This is a genomic window from Klebsiella sp. C349492, assembly GCF_042055345.1.
Classification (GTDB): domain Bacteria; phylum Pseudomonadota; class Gammaproteobacteria; order Enterobacterales; family Enterobacteriaceae; genus Klebsiella; species Klebsiella scottii.
Genome location: NZ_JANQCE010000001.1, coordinates 1 through 15,510, shown reverse-complemented (window position 1 = coordinate 15,510; position 15,510 = coordinate 1). Strand labels below are relative to the sequence as shown.

General features: G+C 54.5%; 20 protein-coding genes and 1 pseudogene. 18 read left to right on the top strand and 3 right to left on the bottom strand.

Going from position 1 to position 15,510, the window contains the following annotated elements:
* Window positions 1-37 precede the first annotated feature (37 nt).
* From NWP14_RS00105 to NWP14_RS00095, 3 genes are all read left to right on the top strand, one after another.
* Entirely contained in the window at window positions 38-775 is a 738-nt protein-coding gene (locus tag NWP14_RS00105; protein ID WP_375214538.1) for an SDR family oxidoreductase, read from the top strand.
* Between the two features lie 62 nt (window positions 776-837).
* On the top strand, window positions 838-1,740 hold the full coding sequence (locus NWP14_RS00100; protein WP_375214537.1) for an SDR family NAD(P)-dependent oxidoreductase: 903 nt from the start codon (window positions 838-840) through the stop codon (window positions 1,738-1,740).
* Between the two features lie 50 nt (window positions 1,741-1,790).
* Window positions 1,791-2,051 (top strand): hypothetical protein, encoded by a 261-nt coding sequence (locus tag NWP14_RS00095; RefSeq protein ID WP_375214536.1) that lies wholly within the window; start codon window positions 1,791-1,793, stop codon window positions 2,049-2,051.
* Between the two features lie 219 nt (window positions 2,052-2,270).
* Here the strand turns inward: NWP14_RS00095 and NWP14_RS00090 are convergent, their stop codons facing one another.
* Window positions 2,271-4,958, bottom strand: coding sequence for a cation-transporting P-type ATPase (locus tag NWP14_RS00090; protein WP_375214535.1), 2,688 nt, complete (start codon window positions 4,956-4,958; stop codon window positions 2,271-2,273).
* A gap of 50 nt (window positions 4,959-5,008) precedes the next feature.
* Window positions 5,009-5,440: a universal stress protein gene (locus NWP14_RS00085; protein WP_095101178.1), complete on the bottom strand. Its 432-nt coding sequence runs from the start codon at window positions 5,438-5,440 to the stop codon at window positions 5,009-5,011.
* 531 nt (window positions 5,441-5,971) lie between these two features.
* On the opposite strand from NWP14_RS00085, the gene NWP14_RS00080 reads away from it, so the two are divergent.
* Together NWP14_RS00080 and NWP14_RS00075 are read left to right on the top strand one after the other, a co-directional pair.
* On the top strand, window positions 5,972-7,057 hold the full coding sequence (locus NWP14_RS00080) for an efflux RND transporter periplasmic adaptor subunit (RefSeq protein WP_346431111.1): 1,086 nt from the start codon (window positions 5,972-5,974) through the stop codon (window positions 7,055-7,057).
* A pseudogene (locus NWP14_RS00075) lies at window positions 7,057-7,647 on the top strand (efflux RND transporter permease subunit); the annotation flags it as partial. The gene NWP14_RS00080 and the pseudogene NWP14_RS00075, both read left to right, overlap by 1 nt.
* Before the next feature lie 199 nt (window positions 7,648-7,846).
* Here the strand turns inward: NWP14_RS00075 and NWP14_RS00070 are convergent.
* Window positions 7,847-8,617, bottom strand: a complete 771-nt coding sequence (locus NWP14_RS00070) for an XRE family transcriptional regulator (RefSeq protein ID WP_375214534.1) — start codon at window positions 8,615-8,617, stop codon at window positions 7,847-7,849.
* Between the two features lie 118 nt (window positions 8,618-8,735).
* On the opposite strand from NWP14_RS00070, the gene NWP14_RS00065 reads away from it, so the two are divergent.
* The 13 genes from NWP14_RS00065 (at window position 8,736) to NWP14_RS00005 (ending at window position 15,389) form a co-directional block, all read left to right on the top strand.
* Window positions 8,736-9,008, top strand: coding sequence for a helix-turn-helix domain-containing protein (locus NWP14_RS00065; RefSeq protein ID WP_375214533.1), 273 nt, complete (start codon window positions 8,736-8,738; stop codon window positions 9,006-9,008).
* On the top strand, window positions 9,008-11,050 hold the full coding sequence (locus NWP14_RS00060) for a Mu transposase C-terminal domain-containing protein (RefSeq protein ID WP_375214532.1): 2,043 nt from the start codon (window positions 9,008-9,010) through the stop codon (window positions 11,048-11,050). The genes NWP14_RS00065 and NWP14_RS00060 overlap by 1 nt, the downstream gene beginning before the upstream one ends.
* A gap of 14 nt (window positions 11,051-11,064) precedes the next feature.
* Window positions 11,065-11,961 (top strand): AAA family ATPase, encoded by an 897-nt coding sequence (locus tag NWP14_RS00055; RefSeq protein ID WP_375214531.1) that lies wholly within the window; start codon window positions 11,065-11,067, stop codon window positions 11,959-11,961.
* 13 nt (window positions 11,962-11,974) lie between these two features.
* Window positions 11,975-12,223, top strand: a complete 249-nt coding sequence (locus NWP14_RS00050) for a hypothetical protein (RefSeq protein ID WP_375214530.1) — start codon at window positions 11,975-11,977, stop codon at window positions 12,221-12,223.
* Window positions 12,224-12,232: 9 nt separating this feature from the next.
* Complete coding sequence (locus NWP14_RS00045) at window positions 12,233-12,442, top strand: hypothetical protein (RefSeq protein WP_375214529.1); 210 nt, start codon at window positions 12,233-12,235, stop codon at window positions 12,440-12,442.
* On the top strand, window positions 12,432-13,052 hold the full coding sequence (locus tag NWP14_RS00040) for a DUF3164 family protein (RefSeq protein ID WP_375214528.1): 621 nt from the start codon (window positions 12,432-12,434) through the stop codon (window positions 13,050-13,052). The genes NWP14_RS00045 and NWP14_RS00040 overlap by 11 nt, the downstream gene beginning before the upstream one ends.
* A 1-nt stretch (window position 13,053) precedes the next feature.
* A complete protein-coding gene (locus NWP14_RS00035; protein WP_375214527.1) occupies window positions 13,054-13,251 on the top strand; it encodes a hypothetical protein in 198 nt (65 codons plus the stop codon).
* A gap of 80 nt (window positions 13,252-13,331) precedes the next feature.
* Window positions 13,332-13,496 (top strand): hypothetical protein, encoded by a 165-nt coding sequence (locus tag NWP14_RS00030; RefSeq protein ID WP_375214526.1) that lies wholly within the window; start codon window positions 13,332-13,334, stop codon window positions 13,494-13,496.
* Window positions 13,497-13,937 carry an ANR family transcriptional regulator gene (locus NWP14_RS00025; RefSeq protein WP_375214525.1) on the top strand — a complete coding sequence of 147 codons (441 nt, stop codon included), beginning with the start codon at window positions 13,497-13,499 and terminating at the stop codon, window positions 13,935-13,937.
* On the top strand, window positions 13,934-14,128 hold the full coding sequence (locus NWP14_RS00020; protein WP_375214524.1) for a hypothetical protein: 195 nt from the start codon (window positions 13,934-13,936) through the stop codon (window positions 14,126-14,128). Before NWP14_RS00025 ends, NWP14_RS00020 begins: the two co-directional genes overlap by 4 nt.
* Window positions 14,121-14,345 (top strand): hypothetical protein, encoded by a 225-nt coding sequence (locus tag NWP14_RS00015; protein WP_375214523.1) that lies wholly within the window; start codon window positions 14,121-14,123, stop codon window positions 14,343-14,345. Before NWP14_RS00020 ends, NWP14_RS00015 begins: the two co-directional genes overlap by 8 nt.
* Window positions 14,342-14,623, top strand: a complete 282-nt coding sequence (locus NWP14_RS00010) for a host nuclease inhibitor protein (RefSeq protein ID WP_375214522.1) — start codon at window positions 14,342-14,344, stop codon at window positions 14,621-14,623. Before NWP14_RS00015 ends, NWP14_RS00010 begins: the two co-directional genes overlap by 4 nt.
* Window positions 14,624-14,771: 148 nt before the next feature.
* Window positions 14,772-15,389 (top strand): HD family hydrolase, encoded by a 618-nt coding sequence (locus NWP14_RS00005; protein ID WP_375215081.1) that lies wholly within the window; start codon window positions 14,772-14,774, stop codon window positions 15,387-15,389.
* Window positions 15,390-15,510 lie beyond the last annotated feature (121 nt).

Sequence of the window (15,510 nt, the reverse complement as noted above, 5' to 3'; positions counted from 1 at the left end):
GCCAGCACGGATAAACAATCAACCTCCGGAGAACACCATGAGCAAAACCAATAAAACAGCCCTTGTTACCGGCGCATCCCGCGGTATCGGTCGCGCCATCGCCGAGCGCCTGGCGCAGGAGGGTTTTACCGTCATCATTAACTACGCCGGGAACGCGAGCGCCGCTGACGAGGCCGTGCAGAGCATTATTGCCAACGGGGGAAGCGCCGTTGCCATACAAGCCGATGTCGCCAGCGAAGATGACGTCAGCCGCCTGTTCAGCGCAGCGAAGACCGTGACCGGTCAGCTGGACGTGGTGGTGCACAGCGCCGGGATCATGCCGATGGCAAAAATCACCCCGGATGGCCTGGCTGATTTTGACAAGGTCATTCACACCAACCTGCGCGGCGCCTTCCTCGTGCTGGCAAACGCGGCGCAAGCGGTGAGTGACGGGGGACGCATTATTGCGCTCTCTACCAGCGTGATCGCCAAATCCTTCCCGGCCTACGGTCCGTACATCGCCTCCAAGGCGGGCGTGGAGGGCCTGGTGCACGTGCTGGCGAATGAACTGCGCGGCCGCAACATCACCGTTAACGCGGTGGCTCCGGGGCCGACCGGTACCGATCTGTTTTTCAATGGCAAAAGCGAGGAGCAAATCAGCGCCATCGCCAAACTGGCGCCGCTGGAGCGTATCGGCACGCCGGAAGAGATCGCCGGCGCGGTTGCCGCGCTGGCCGGCCCGGACGGCAGCTGGATCAACTCTCAGGTGATCCGCGTTAACGGCGGCTTCGCTTAATTTCGGCATTTGCTTTTAACATTGCCCGGGCGGCATCGCCGCCCGCTATTCTGGAGCACATCATGCAACAGGTCATTCTGATTACCGGCGCTTCCAGCGGCTTCGGGGCGCTTGCTGCCCGCGCTTTCGCCAGTTCCGGACACATTGTCTATGCCAGCATGCGCGACACCGCCGGACGTAACGCTCGCCAGGTGCAGAGCGCGCAGGATTACGCCAGGCAGAACGGCGTCGATTTACGCACCATCGAGCTGGACGTCCAGTCCCAGGCGTCCGCCGACGCGGCTATTGCGCAAATTATCGCCCGCCAGGGCCGTCTGGACGTAGTGGTGCATAACGCGGGGCATATGGCGTACGGGCCGACGGAAGCGTTTCTGCCGGAACAGTTCGCGCAGCTTTACGACATCAACGTACTGGGCACGCAGCGGGTCAACCGGGCCGCCCTGCCGCAGCTGCGCCAACAGGGCCAGGGTCTGCTGCTGTGGGTCGGCAGCAGCAGCACCCGCGGCGGCACGCCGCCGTATCTGGCCCCCTACTTTGCGGCAAAAGCGGCGATGGACGCGGTCGCGGTCAGCTACGCTGCGGAGCTGGCGCGCTGGGGAATCGAATCCTCTATTATTGTGCCCGGCGCGTTTACCACAGGCACCAACCACTTCCTGCATTCCGGCAAACCAGCCGACGCCGGGCGCGAGCGTGAATATACCGACGCCGGGCCAACCGCCGGTTTGGGTGAGGAAGCGCTGAAAGGGCTGGCCGCCTGCGAGCCGGAGGATGCAAACGTCGCCGACGTGGCCGCCGCCATGGTCGATATCGTCAATATGCCCTTCGGGAAACGCCCGTTCCGGCTGCATGTCGATCCGTCGGACGATGGCGCCGTCGTTGTCAATGCGGTCGCCGATCGCATCCGCAAAGAGTTTTTACAGCGCATCGGATTAGGGGATTTATTAGCTCCCCATCGCCGGGCGTAATATCCGCCGCCGGCCGGAAATTACGGTCGGCAGCTGAGGAAAAATTGCCTATGCGCACCCTGTTATTTCTGCTCAGCGGCCTGCTGCTGGCGGGCCTGTTCCGCCTGCTGACGCGGCTGTTCATGCCGGCTCATCCACCGGCCTCTGGCCTGCTTCCGCTGCTGTTTGCCCTACTGTGGTTCGGCCTGGCGTCAGCCAATATGGCGCTCGGTATCATCCGGGCGGGCTATAGCTTTGCTGAAGAACTGCCGATTTTCCTGCTGATCTTTGCGCCTCCGGTCGCACTCATCTTCTGGCCTGCCGGTAAATAACCCACGAGCGCCCACATTCAAACCGCCTCTCATTCTGCTTAACGCCTCTTCCACGGCTCGACGGCGTGCCCGCGGGAGATTAAAAATTAATTACCCGAGCCGCCGGGTCACTCCGACGGTTCGGGTATTTTATCGATACGCTACGTTGGAAGGGGAGGCCCCGGATGGCCTGCCCCCGTAAGCTCCACGGTTCGCTTGCCTGATCCCGCTCGCCGCCCGTCAGGCCGTACGCCATCTGCGGGTTAACGGTTTTTCGATTTCCACAATCAGGAACATCACAAATCCGATGATGAAGGTGATCACCCAGTAGCGGAACGGCAGCGCCGCGGTGCCAAACAGCATCTGCATAAACGGCGCGTAGATTATCAGCAGCTGCAGCACCAGCAGGACGCCGCTGACGACCCAGATGCCTCTGTTGGCCAGTAATCCTTTGCTCAGAGAAAAGCCGTCGGCTACGCGACAGTTGAGCATATAAAACCACTGGGCGGTCACCAGCGTTTGCAGCAGGACGGTACGAATAAACTCCGGAGAGTAGCCGCGCGGCTGGAGCCAGGCTTCCAGCACGAAGGCGCTCACGGCAATCATCGAGCCAACAAAAATCACCCGCCAGATAGCGAATCCGTCCATAACGTGCAGCTTAGGATCGCGCGGCGGGCGCTTCATAATGTTCTTCTCGCCGGCCTCAAACGCCAGGCCAAACGACAGCGTGGCCGAGGTCGCCATGTTCATCCACAGGATCAGCACCGGGGTCAGCGGAATTAAATTCCCCGCCAGCAGGGCAATAATAATTAACAGCCCCTGCGCCAGGTTAGTCGGCATAATAAAGAGGATGGTTTTCTTCAGGTTATCGTACACCCGCCGCCCTTCCCTGACCGCGCTGGCGATGGTGGCGAAGTTGTCATCGGTAAGCACCATATCGGCCGCCTCTTTGGTCACTTCGGTTCCCTTGATGCCCATCGCGATCCCAACGTCAGCCTGCTTCAGCGCCGGGGCATCGTTCACCCCGTCGCCGGTCATCCCGACCACCTCTTTTTTACTCTGCAGCGCCTGCACCAGGCGGAATTTATCCTCCGGGCTGGTACGGGCGAAAATATCAAACTTCTGCGCGGCTTCGCTGAGCTGCTGGTCGTCCATCACCTCCAGCTCGCGCCCGGTAATGGCGGTGCCGGCGTTGCCGATGCCCAGCATTTGCCCGATGCTCATCGCCGTTTGCGGGTGATCGCCGGTGATCATCTTCACGCGAATCCCCGCCTGCAGGCAGTCGCCGATCGCCGTAATGGCTTCCGGACGCGGCGGGTCCATCATCCCGGCGATGCCGAGGAGGATAACCCCCTGCTGCAAATCCTGGTGGGTCAGCTCGGTCTGCCCGCTGGCCGCAGGTTTCCACGCCGCCGCCACCATGCGCAGACCTTCCCGCGCGTACTCTTCAATTTTTGCCTCCCAGTACGGCTGATCGAGCGGCTGCAGGCCGCCGTCGGTCTGCTGCTGCTGGCAGAGTCGGAACAGCACGTCAGGGGCGCCGGTAATTAAGATCGCCTCCTCATCACCGATCCGGTAGAGCGTCGACATATATTTATACTGCGAATCGAAAGGAATTTTGCTGCGCAGCTCGGTTGCCACCGCCGGCAGCGCCACCTTCGCCGCCAGCACCTTCAGCGCCCCTTCCGTCGGGCCGCCGGTAATTTTCCATAATCCGCTTTCATCCTTGATGAGCTGGCTGTCGTTACATAAATCAATGGTCCGCAGATAGCGCTCAAGCAGCGTACCCGGCGCCACCACCAGCGGCCCGGAATCATCTATCGGATGAATATTACCGATCGGCTCATAGCTATCCCCTTCGACCCGATAGACGGCATCTGCGGTAATGACGGCTTTGACCGTCATCTCGTTCATGGTCAGCGTCCCGGTTTTATCCGAGCAAATCACCGTCATCGCCCCGAGGGTCTCAACGGTCGGCAGCTTGCGGATAATCGCCTTCTGCCGCGCCATAGTCTGCACGCCCAAAGAGAGAATGATCGAGATGATCGCCGGCAGCCCTTCCGGCACCGACGCCACCGCAAGGCTAATCAGCGAGAGCATCAGCTCCGAAACCGGCATATCGCGGAACAGCAGGCTGAAGACAAACAGCGCGGCCATCATCGCCAAGATAATAATAAAGATGGCTTTACCGAGCTTATCCATCTGCACCAGCAGCGGCGTGCGGTGTTTTTCAATATCCGCCATCATCTGGTTGATATGGCCCAGCTCGGTATCACCGCCGGTCGCCACCACCAGGCCTTTACCGCCGCCGGAGCTGACCGTGGTCCCCGAAAACAGCAGGTTTGTGCGATCGCCGAGGGGAAGTTCGCCGCTCAGCGCCTCGGTGCTTTTCTCAACCACCGTCGACTCGCCGGTGAGTATCGCCTCTTCCACGCGCAGGTTGTGGGCTTCAATAACCCGCAGATCGGCAGGAATGCGGTCGCCCGCGCGGATCACCACGATATCGCCGGGCACCAGCGCGGTGGTCGGAATCGTTTCATGGTTCCCCTGGCGGATCACCACCGCTTCGCTGGAAAGCATATTGCGAATGCTCTGCAGCGATTTTTCCGCATTACTTTCCTGAATATGCCCGATCAGAGCATTGATCACCGCGACGCCGAGGATCACCAGGGTATCGACCCAGTGGCCCATGACCGCAGTCAGCAGCGCCGCTGCCAGCAGGACGTAAATCAGAACATCGTTGAAATGGGCCAGGAAGCGCAGCCACGCGGGTTTACCCGCCTTTTGCGGTAACGCATTCTCGCCGTATTGCTGGAGTCGCGATGCCGCTTCTGCGCTGCTAATACCTTCGGGGGAGCTGTTGGTGCTGGACAGGGTTTCATCGACGGAGAGCTTGTAGAACGGGCCGCCCGGTTTGTCTGTACTCATAGTTATCTCCTCACTCCTGTAACGGAAATCAGAACAGCATCAGGCCGCCCTTAACGCACAACAAATACCGGAACGTGAGCATAACGAACGATACTGGCCGCCTCGGAACCCAGCAAATGCGTCTGAATATTGGGGTTGCGTGAGCCAATAATCACCACATCCGCCTGCAGCTCGTCGGCCAGCTTCGTCACTTCATCACGAATATTGCCGCTGCGGACGTGAATATGAATATCACCTTCCGGCAGGCTCGCCTTTTTGGCTAACTCAGTCAGCTTTTCCTGAGAATTTTTAACAAGATAGTCTTCCATTTTTCGCGCATCGGAAATAAATCCACGCGTCAGCGCCGGGGAAAATAGAGGATTTACGTGCAGCAGGTGAATTATCCCGGAAGAGCTCTGCGCGAGAAACTGAGCGTGGGATAGCGCCTTGTCGGCAAGGCCAATTTCAAAGACATCAACCGGGACCAGAATATTTTTATACATACAGACAATCCTTTTATTACCAATAGAATAGATGGCGAATAACTCCCAACGAGACGCGTTGAGGAAAAAATCTCAGGAACAAAGCTGGCACAGAAGTCGGTATGATTAAACGTAGCACACGACGGTTAACATGATTAAGCCGCCAATTAATATATTGAAAAATATCACGGAGATAGCCCGCCTCAGACAATTCGGCTGAAAACGCCGCTAAACCGTCGACATAAGGGCAATTTTTACTCTTTTTAACATTTCCGCTTTTCTACGACTATGCTCATTATCAGGAGCCGCAGCGCTTCTGAAAACCACTCAGTAATTAGGTAGATAAGAATCTACTTACAATATAACCAGTACCAAAGGAGGAACGATGTTTGGCTATAGTCTGTTTCGCCTGAGCCTGTTTATCGCCCTGGCAATAATTGCCTGTACGGCTACAGGATTATTCACCTACGTCGTCGTCTCTGCCCTGGCTGAATAAGTCCGACGCTTGTAACTAATATGTAAAATAAATCTCTTAGCTCTGCGGGGAATACAGTGAACCGTTATTTTTCTCTCATTCCTGTTGTTATTTTAATAACAACAGCTTGCGACCAGAAAGCGCCGCAGGTTACGCCGCTGCCGCGGATGGTGAAAGCCGCTGAGGTGACCGCGGTAGGTGATTCACAGCAGCGCGTTTTCCCCGCACGCATCGAATCCGGGGACTCCACGGAGCTCTCTTTTAAACGAGGCGGCCAGGTTGAATCGCTCGAGGTTCGGCAAGGCGCGAACGTTGCGCAAGGGGAGGTCCTCGCCCGCCTCAACGCGCGCGAAGCCCAGCAGCGCGTCAATGAACGACAAACCGCCGCCACGCTCGCCCAGCGGCAGTTCGATCGCTTTCAGACCCTCGCCGGCCGCCAGGCTATTTCGAAAGCGGAAATGGACGTTCAGCGCGCCAGCCGCGACTCGGCAAACGCCGCGCTGAAAATCGCCCGCGAAGAGCTCGACCAGATGACGCTAAACGCGCCCTTTAGCGGGGTGGCGGCCAGCGTCCCGGTCCGCAATCATCAGGTGGTGGCCGCCGGGCAGACCGTGGTTACCCTGACGCGTACCGATCTGCTCGACGTGGTCTTTAGCATCCCTGAAAACCTCTTTACCGCCTTTGATATCCGCAACGCCCGGTATCGGCCGATCGTCAGAATCAACTCCCTGCCGGACCGCCAGTTCACCGCGCAGTACAAAGAGCATTCCGGCAGCAGCGACAATAGCACCCTCACCTGGCAGGTGATTTTGACCATGCCGCGCCCGGACGATTTCCCGACGGTCGGCGGCGTCAGCGGCACCGTGACGGTGAATCTGGCAAACCTCCCCGCCAACGCGGGCCGCGAGGCGCTGGTGGTGCCGGTTGAGGCGGTGTTCAATCCTGATAATCATCAGCGCAACGAGCCGCACGTGTGGGTGATTAAAGGCGATGGCGAGCAGCTGCATCTTGAGGATCGCAAAGTGAGCGTCGGGCAGGTGACAACCCAGGGGGTGGTCATTACCGATGGGCTCAGCGCCGGCGAGCGCGTAGTGGCGGCCGGCGTAAGCGAACTGCATGCCCAGCAGCCGGTTCGAATCTGGACGCGTGAACGAGGCCTTTAATGGATATCTCCCGCCAGTTTATTAATAATCCCGTTCGCGTCTGGCTCACCATTCTGCTGCTGGGCGTTGGCGGTATTTTCGCCCTGCTCAATATCGGCCGTCTGGAAGATCCGGCGTTTACTATCAAGACCGCCGTGGTCATTACCCACTATCCGGGCGCATCGGCTCAGCAGGTCGAGGAGGAGGTCACCCTTCCGCTGGAAAATGCCCTGCAACAGCTGCCCTACCTGGATAACGTCAGCTCTATCTCCTCCAACGGGCTGTCGCAGATTACCGTTAACATCGCCTCGCACTATCACTCCAGCGAGCTGCCGCAGATTTGGGACGAGCTGCGGCGCAGAGTGGGAGACGCGGCCCGACTCTTCCCGCCCGGCGTGGTTTCCCCCTTCGTGAACGACGATTTCGGCGACGTGTTTGGCTTCTTCTTTGCCATTTCCGGCGACAGTTTTACCAATCCGGAGCTGGTCCGCTATGCCGAGCAGCTGCGCCGGGAGCTGGTGCTGGTGCCCGGCGTCGGCAAGGTCGCCATCGGCGGGGCGATCCCGCAGCAAATTAACATTGATATCTCGCTGCCTAAAATGGCGGCCCGCGTGTGGGGAGGTGATCATTTATGCACGGTAGGATCATCAGGGAAAAATCGGCCGGACGCCTTGAAATACGCGGGTTCGGCGGGCACGGTCTGATTTTGCACGGCCCGCCGAAAAATGAGAGATCATGAAGAAAAATGCGTTAAATTTTGCACTGCTTTGGATTGTTTTTAATGAGTTCTTAGCAGCTTTTTAAAAGCCTTTAAATCACCCTTCCAAACCAAACCACTTTGCCAACCACATCAAAATCATCAGGTACATTATTCAAATCGATAGTAAACGGCCTGTATGCTTGGTTGGTGCTTGTGATATGGAGTTGGGAACCAGGGAGGCGCTGTACACGCTTCACAATGAGCTGACCATCAATACGTAGCACGTAGATTCCCTCTCTAGGCTCACGATCCCCATGATTGACTAAGATGATATCTTTGTCATTCAAAACACCCTCCATTGAATCACCATACACGCTGATAACCGATAGCTTTGCAGGGTCAGCTTTCAGGTGATTCACAACCCAATATCTACGGAAAGATACTGTAAACATCGGGCTTTCCTCTTCATTCCAGGCCCCATATCCTGCCGCAGCAGAAATGTTGTAACGTGGAATGAAAACAAAATCACTTAAATTTACCTCGTTACCGTGTGTATCTGTGGTAACAACAGACTTCCCCAAAGGGGCTGGCATGGAACCTTGTACTGCTGGAGACCGTTCTTCACCTGTAGCCAACCATTCGATGCTGACTCCAGTCGCTTTAGAGAGTGCTACAAGGTTATCAAGCGTTGGCTGCGTTACCCCCGCAAAGTATTTATGCATGGCACCATACGAAATCCCACATTCAGCAGCAAACTTCCGAATACTTTTATCACCTATCGCTTTCCGCAACCGATCCTTAAAGGTGGTTCCTTTTTGATTATCCTCAAAAGGAATTGCAGTACCTTTAGGGCCGTTTGGTTCCTTTCCTGCGTAACTCATTGATACCTCTTTTATTTAATTTCAATCAAAAAAAGAACCCACACCAAACACAAAAGGAACCAAAAAACCTTGATATTTTCCTTTTAGTGATCAATACTTTTATTACAGTGTGTAATACATGGGTGTTATTACTATGCATAATCAGATAGATTCTCAAAAAACCTCTAAAAATGGAATCACTTCTTGTGATTGGCATCGGGCTGACATCATCGCTGAGCTACGCAAGAAAGGGACTTCCCTCGCCAGTTTATCGCGTAGCTCCGGCCTTAACTCTCGTACGTTAAATAATGCATTGGATCGCCGCTATCCAAAAGCAGAACGCATTATTGCTGATGAGCTCGGCGTACATCCATCCGAAATCTGGCCATCTAGATACAGCGAGGTGGTGTGATGTGGTCGACCGTTTCTGAGTTAACAGGGTGCAACGGTATGCCTGGTACTGAGCGTGGGTGCAGGAAGTATCTTGATAACCTGGCCGCAAAGAATCCGTCTGTTCGGAGGAAAAAAGCTGGCACTAAGGCTTTCGAATATCAGATTGATTTTCTTCCGCTAGCGACCCAGGAAGATATAAAGAACCGGTTCTACCGTTCAATCTTGGAAAACCGCTCGCAGGAAGTCGCTGCACGGGAGATAGCCAAGCGCAAAGCGGCGGCGCAAGAGAAAGGCTCCAAGCTGGAGTTGATGCGCCAGTGCCCGGCTCTGCTTGAGCGTGAAGTCAAGCAATTGACCGCACGGCAAAAGCAAATTGCTGATGCCCGCGCCGCGTTGGCCATGGAGGTGGAGAAGCTGCGTGATAGTGGTCTTTCGCGCACCGCTGCCGTCGCTTACGTCGCGAACAACTCACGCAATGGGACGTTGCCGGCACACCTGCAGGAAGCCGCAAAACACGCAAACGCCCGTCCAGGCTCAACCCGCACAGGGGTTGGCACACGCAGCCTGCAGGAATGGCTGACCATTTTTGAGACCACCAAGCCCGGTGTTGAGCGTATGGCCATGCTGGCACCTGGCCACCTTAAGGCCAAAAAGCCGGAGCAGATTAAATGGTTGCCGATGTTTCTGGCTCACTGGCGCAGCCTGAATGGGCCATCGTTGCGGGAAGCCTACGCGAGTTTCTGCCATGAATGGCAACTGACATACAGCGATCAGCCTGCTATCGCTGCCGCTTGCCCGTCTTACGATGCCGTTCGGCGGGCTATGGTGAAATTGCCGCGCCGGGAGCGCGCTAACGGGCGCGTCAGTGGCTCCGCCAAGCTGGCCTATGAAACTTACGTCACGCGCGACTGGTCGCAAATGCCGGTAAATGGCGTATGGATCGCCGATGGTAAGTCTTTGGATATGAAAGTCGCCCACCCGGTACACGGGCGCCCGTTCACGCCGGAGCTGACACTGGTACTGGATGGCCGTACACGCTTCTGCGTGGGCTGGAGCCTGGGGCTGTCAGAAAACGTGGTAGCGGTAGCTGATGCGTATCGCTATGCCATGAAGCGCTATGGCAAGCCGCTGCTGACGTACTCCGATAACGGGGGCGGTGAAACCAACAAAACGCTGGATGCCGATATAACCGGTATTTTCCCCCGCATGGGGATCGAACATACCACCAGTATTCCAGGGCGCCCTCAATCGCGCGGGATTATCGAACGGCTGAACGGCGTTATTCCCCGCCGTATCGCAATGAATTTTGAGACGTTTAACGGGCCGTCAGCTGATAGAGAGCATGTGCGCATGACCGGGCGCCGTATCCAGTCAGCAGTCAAGGCGCTGGAAAACGGGCGTGAACTGAACCCCGTTCAACGTAATGCCCTGGCGCAGCTGCCGTCTTGGCAACAGCTCATCGATATTGTCGAGGATGAAGTAGAAAAATATAACGCGACCCATCAACACCGTGAATTGCCTAAGCGCAATGGGCGCCATATGACCCCAGCCGAATACCGCCGCGCGGTGTTAGAGACTGAGGGGGATGAAATTGAATACCTAACGGATGTTGAGCTGCATGAAATGTTCATGCCGGAAGAAATACGCTCCGCCAGCCGTGGGTATGTCAGCCTGCTGAATAATGATTATTTCTCGCAAGACCTGATAAATGTGGACGGGGAAAAGGTGCGTGTGGCGTTCGATATTCACGACGCATCACAGGTCATTATTCGCCGGATGAATGGCTCCTATGTCTGCACCGCGATATTTGGCGGCAATAAACGCGCCGCTATGCCGGTTAGCAAAATGGAGACCCTGCAGGAGAAACGCCGTCAGCGCCGCCTGCAGCGTATCGACGAGCAGCGTGATGAAATCGAGGCCGAAGCCAGGGGAACCCTGCCCGGCGAGTCACGCCCTGATTTTGGCAGCATGTTTATTGATGCCGAACCAGTAGAAAGCAAACCGATATTTCTGCTGGAGACTGACCGAGAAGAATATTTTAAGAAAACGAATTCCCGTTAACTGGAGAATGAAGAATGTCTGATATTACTGTGCAACTTGAAGAGTTAATGAACCGCAAGGGCTATACACAAAGCCACGTTGCCCGCGCCATCGGTAAAAGCCCTGCGGCCATTAGCACTTTCCTGAGCGGTAAATATAACGGCGATATAAAAACGCTGCAATCATTGCTGCAGGGCTTTATTCAGCGTGAATCTGATAAAGACCGTCTGCATCATTTGAAAATTGATTTTGTGCCGACAGTCACCGCGAAAAGTGGGCTTGAGGTCATTCGCATGGCGCATCTTGAAAATGACATCAACGTTATTTATGGCGCCGCTGGCCTGGGCAAAACGATGATGCTCAAGGAATATGCCAACCGCTATCGCGATGCCATCTTGATCGAGGCAGACCCCGGCTATACCGCCCTGGTGTTGCTGCAGGAACTGTGCGAGAGCCTGGGACTCAGCAAGCGCGGCACTATCCATGAGCTTAGCGAGAGCTGCATTACGGCACTGAGTGGCACTGGGCGCGCAGTTCTGATTGATGAGGCTGAAAACCTGCCATACCGCGCGCTGGAGGTCATTCGCCGCATCCACGATAAGGCCGGCGTGGGTATCGTTCTGGCGGGTATGCCGCGTTTGATTCTGAACCTCAAAGGCAAGCGCGGGGAGTTCGCCCAGCTATATAGCCGTGTAGGCTTTGCGCTCGATCTGCAGGACAAGCTGCCCCAGGCAGACCTGCAGGCGATCCTCACCAGTATGGTGGAGGAAGCCAGCAATGACCGGGTATTTTCGGCCTTTTACAAGGCATCCAAAGGTAATGCGCGGCGCATGTTCAAACTGGCGCGCGGCACCATCCGGGCCAGCGAAATTAACGCTACGCCGATTGATGAGGCGATGGTCGATAAAGTTGCCGGCATGTTGATTAGCTAACGTGGAGCAAGCAATGAAAAACTTACCCATTAATAACCCGCAGTTGATGGCGCCAATTAACTGCCTGATGCGTGCCGGTCTGACCGTAGTCGATTTTCATGATTTACGCCGCCCCGTGATTGAAGTTGAACGGCCGCTGAAATCATGGGAACACGGTGCAGTAGAAATTACAGAGAATAAAGACGGCGTGAAAAACACGGTGAAAATGACCATTTTCCGTGGCGCTCACATTATCTGGCGTGAAATGACTTCACATAAATAAGGCGGCTCTATGTCATTTAAATTTGTTTTAACGATAAAAGAAGATGAAAGCGGTATCGGCTGCGATATTCAAGGCGAAGGATTTTGCACAAAAAAAGAAGCGGATATGGGTAATGGTATTCATAACGCCATCGTGGAATATATCAAATCACAATCTGCTAACCCATCAGAAGTGAAGGTTTTTACAAACGAACAGCGAGGTAATAAGAATGTCCACTGAAAAAAATATCATCCCTGACGGCTATATGGCTGACCGCAAGGGCCGTCTGGTGCCAATTGAGCAGGTTTCCCCTTTTGATCAGGAAATGGATGCCTTTGTCCGTGCCCAGGTCAAAGAGGCAGAATTAGAAAGCGCGCGTATCAAAGCGTTTAAGAATCAGAGCTTTGATGATTGCTATGCATGGTTGGATCTGGTGGCGGAGAAGTACGACCGCCAGCGCGGTGGCCTCAAGGGCAACGTGACGTTCTCTACCTTTGACGGTAGCCAGCAAATCCGCATCGCGGTGCAGGACTCGCTGACGTTCGGGCCGGAGCTGCAGGTGGCCAAGGACATTATCGACGAGTGCCTGAGCGAATGGTCAGAGGGGGCTAACAAAAACCTAAAAGCCATTGTGAATGATGCGTTTGCTGTTGACCAGGAAGGCAAGTTGAATACCGGCCGTATCCTGTCGCTGCGCCGTATCAAGATTGATGATCCGCGCTGGCTTCAGGCGATGGATTGCATTTCGGAGTCCCTGCAGGTCGCTGTTAGCAAGACCTATATTCGGTTTCTGAAAAAGGATGCCGAGGGGAAAATGACCAGTATCCCAATTGATATTGCGGCGGTGTGATATGGGTTCTAAAGCCAGGCTGTTTAATCAGCAGCATAAAATCGGCAGTACGTTTATCTATCAGCCGTACCGTGCATTACGTGGCGGACAACCGGTTAGAACGGTTGATATCGCCAGGGATTTGAAATCGGTCACGGTGGTAGAAATCAATGTTGCGCCGTATTTTGTTAACGTTGATTCATTAACACCCAGCAACTGATTTAAACCGAAATTAAACCGTAGTTAAAAATGGCGTAATCCTGCCAGGGGCGCGCTTACGCCTAAATCATGAGGTGATGTATGGATAATAAATATTGTCCTTTGTCTGAACGTAGTAATAAACCGCGTTTTAAATACACCGTTCTGATTTTCTGGTTGGTTGCTGTTTTGTTCTGCCTGGTCTTTTGGGGCGTGTCTGTTTATGTCGGCTATAGCCTGTACTCACTGCTGGGGGAGATTAAATAAATGGGTAAATTATCTAAAACAGAAATGATTCGGCAGATGCTCATTCAAAATGGGCCATCTACCGCACATGAGGTTACTGATGTCATCGGCGGCGATGTTAAGACTGTCAGCGCGTTGTTGAGCTACGGTATCAAGAGCGGATGGATTGAAACGTCATGGCGTGGGAATAAACGCACGTACCGTTATATCGGCAAAGATTCAGCCATTATTGCGTCTATTGCCAATATTGATATTTATGAATTGGGTATCAATCCCACTGATGATTTTAAATCGCTCAGTGAGCGTGCATGCCAATTAGAACGAAGTAATGAATTAGTTAATGCTAGCCAGGTTTGGCTTGTTGCTGCCGAACTCGCCCAAAACCCAATTAATAGTGACTGGTGCCGTGCTCGTGCTGCTTTTTGCTCTATCAGCAGGAAAGTACCGGAGGTGGCGGAATGAAACGCTATACACCGGATTGCTCAATTCATATGTCGCATGAAATTGCGTTTATGCGAGAAATCCCGCTGGGCTCATATGTGGAATATCAAGACCTGCTGGCCGTTGAAACACAGCGGGATAATTTGGCTCGCCGTGTCACCGAACTGGAAAAAGAGAATGACCGGCTGCGTCGGGAGATTGGCCATGGCTAATTTTCTTTCTGTCATCGGCTGCGAGCATCAGCAGAACGGCGAAACGCGAGTTTACCACCTGAATAACAAAGCGACGGTGGTCGAGCATCCGCAACTGCCCGTTAAATCTCGTTTTCAATTTTATGACCCACGCGGCAACAAAATTCACACCAATGCTGCCCGCGTGGAAATGAAACAGGCTATTGAACGCCATAAAAAACTGTGGAGGTTCCAATGAAATTTATCGCGTATGCCTGGGCCAGCGGCCTAATTCAATTCGGTACGAAAGTACCTAACGGTGCATTACCGATTATCTCAGGGCAAGAGGATGACGTGAAAAACATCATCATGGTAATCGCCCGCCACTCTCGCACCAACGACGATTTATTGGTGCCGGGTGTCCCTGAAGCGCCTAACCAGCACGAGGGCATGAACGCCTTTATTAAATTCACCCGTTGGGCACAAAAAGACTATGCCGCGTTAATTAAAGATAAGGAGTTGCAGGATGAAAAATAATATTGAGTTCAACATCCGGCAGCGTTACGCACTTGCCGCCATGCAGGCGTTAGTCACCAGCGGTTTGAATACCGGTGCCTGGGAAGATTATACCGACCTGGCCAAATCGGCCTACAACATTGCGGATGCCATGATGGATGCCGAGCTGATGCATAACTGCGTCGAGGTCAACCTGCAGCAGCCGGCAAAGTATCATTACATCCGTACTCACAGTGGCCGCCATTTTTATTACCAGGATATTAGCCTGGACATGATCGACATCGACGATATCGCCCAGGCACTGTCCAACATCTGCCGGTTCTGTGGTCATCTGGATGATTTCTACAGTGTGGCGCAGCATTCGGTTCTCGTTAGCCAACTCGTCCCGCCAGAATTGGCGCTAGAGGCATTGCTGCACGATGCCCCAGAAGCCTACTGCCAGGATATACCGGCCCCACTCAAGGCGCTGCTGCCAGATTACCGTGATATGGAGGCGCGGGTAGATAGCGCCATCCGTGGATTATTTGGTCTTCCGATACAGCATAGCCTCGAAGTTAAGCACGCGGATCTGGTCTTGCTGGCGACAGAACGGCGCGATTTGGGGATTGATGATGGTGATAAGTGGGACATTTTGGCCGGTATCGCGCCGACTGATGAGTTTGTTATTAACCCGCTCAACCCACGCCAGGCGCAAAGGCTGTTCGTGTCCCGATTTAATGAGCTTTGGCGCCAGCGGGTAGAACAGAGCCGGCAAGCATTAGCGATTCAGGGGGATACAACACCATGAAAAACGTACTGAAAAAGATGAGCGCCAAAGACTTTAACCGGCGTTTCCCTGTGGGCTCACGCTTTCGCTATTACCCCGTTGTTGGCATCCCTGATAGCGAGGAAGTGGTGACCCGTTCGGA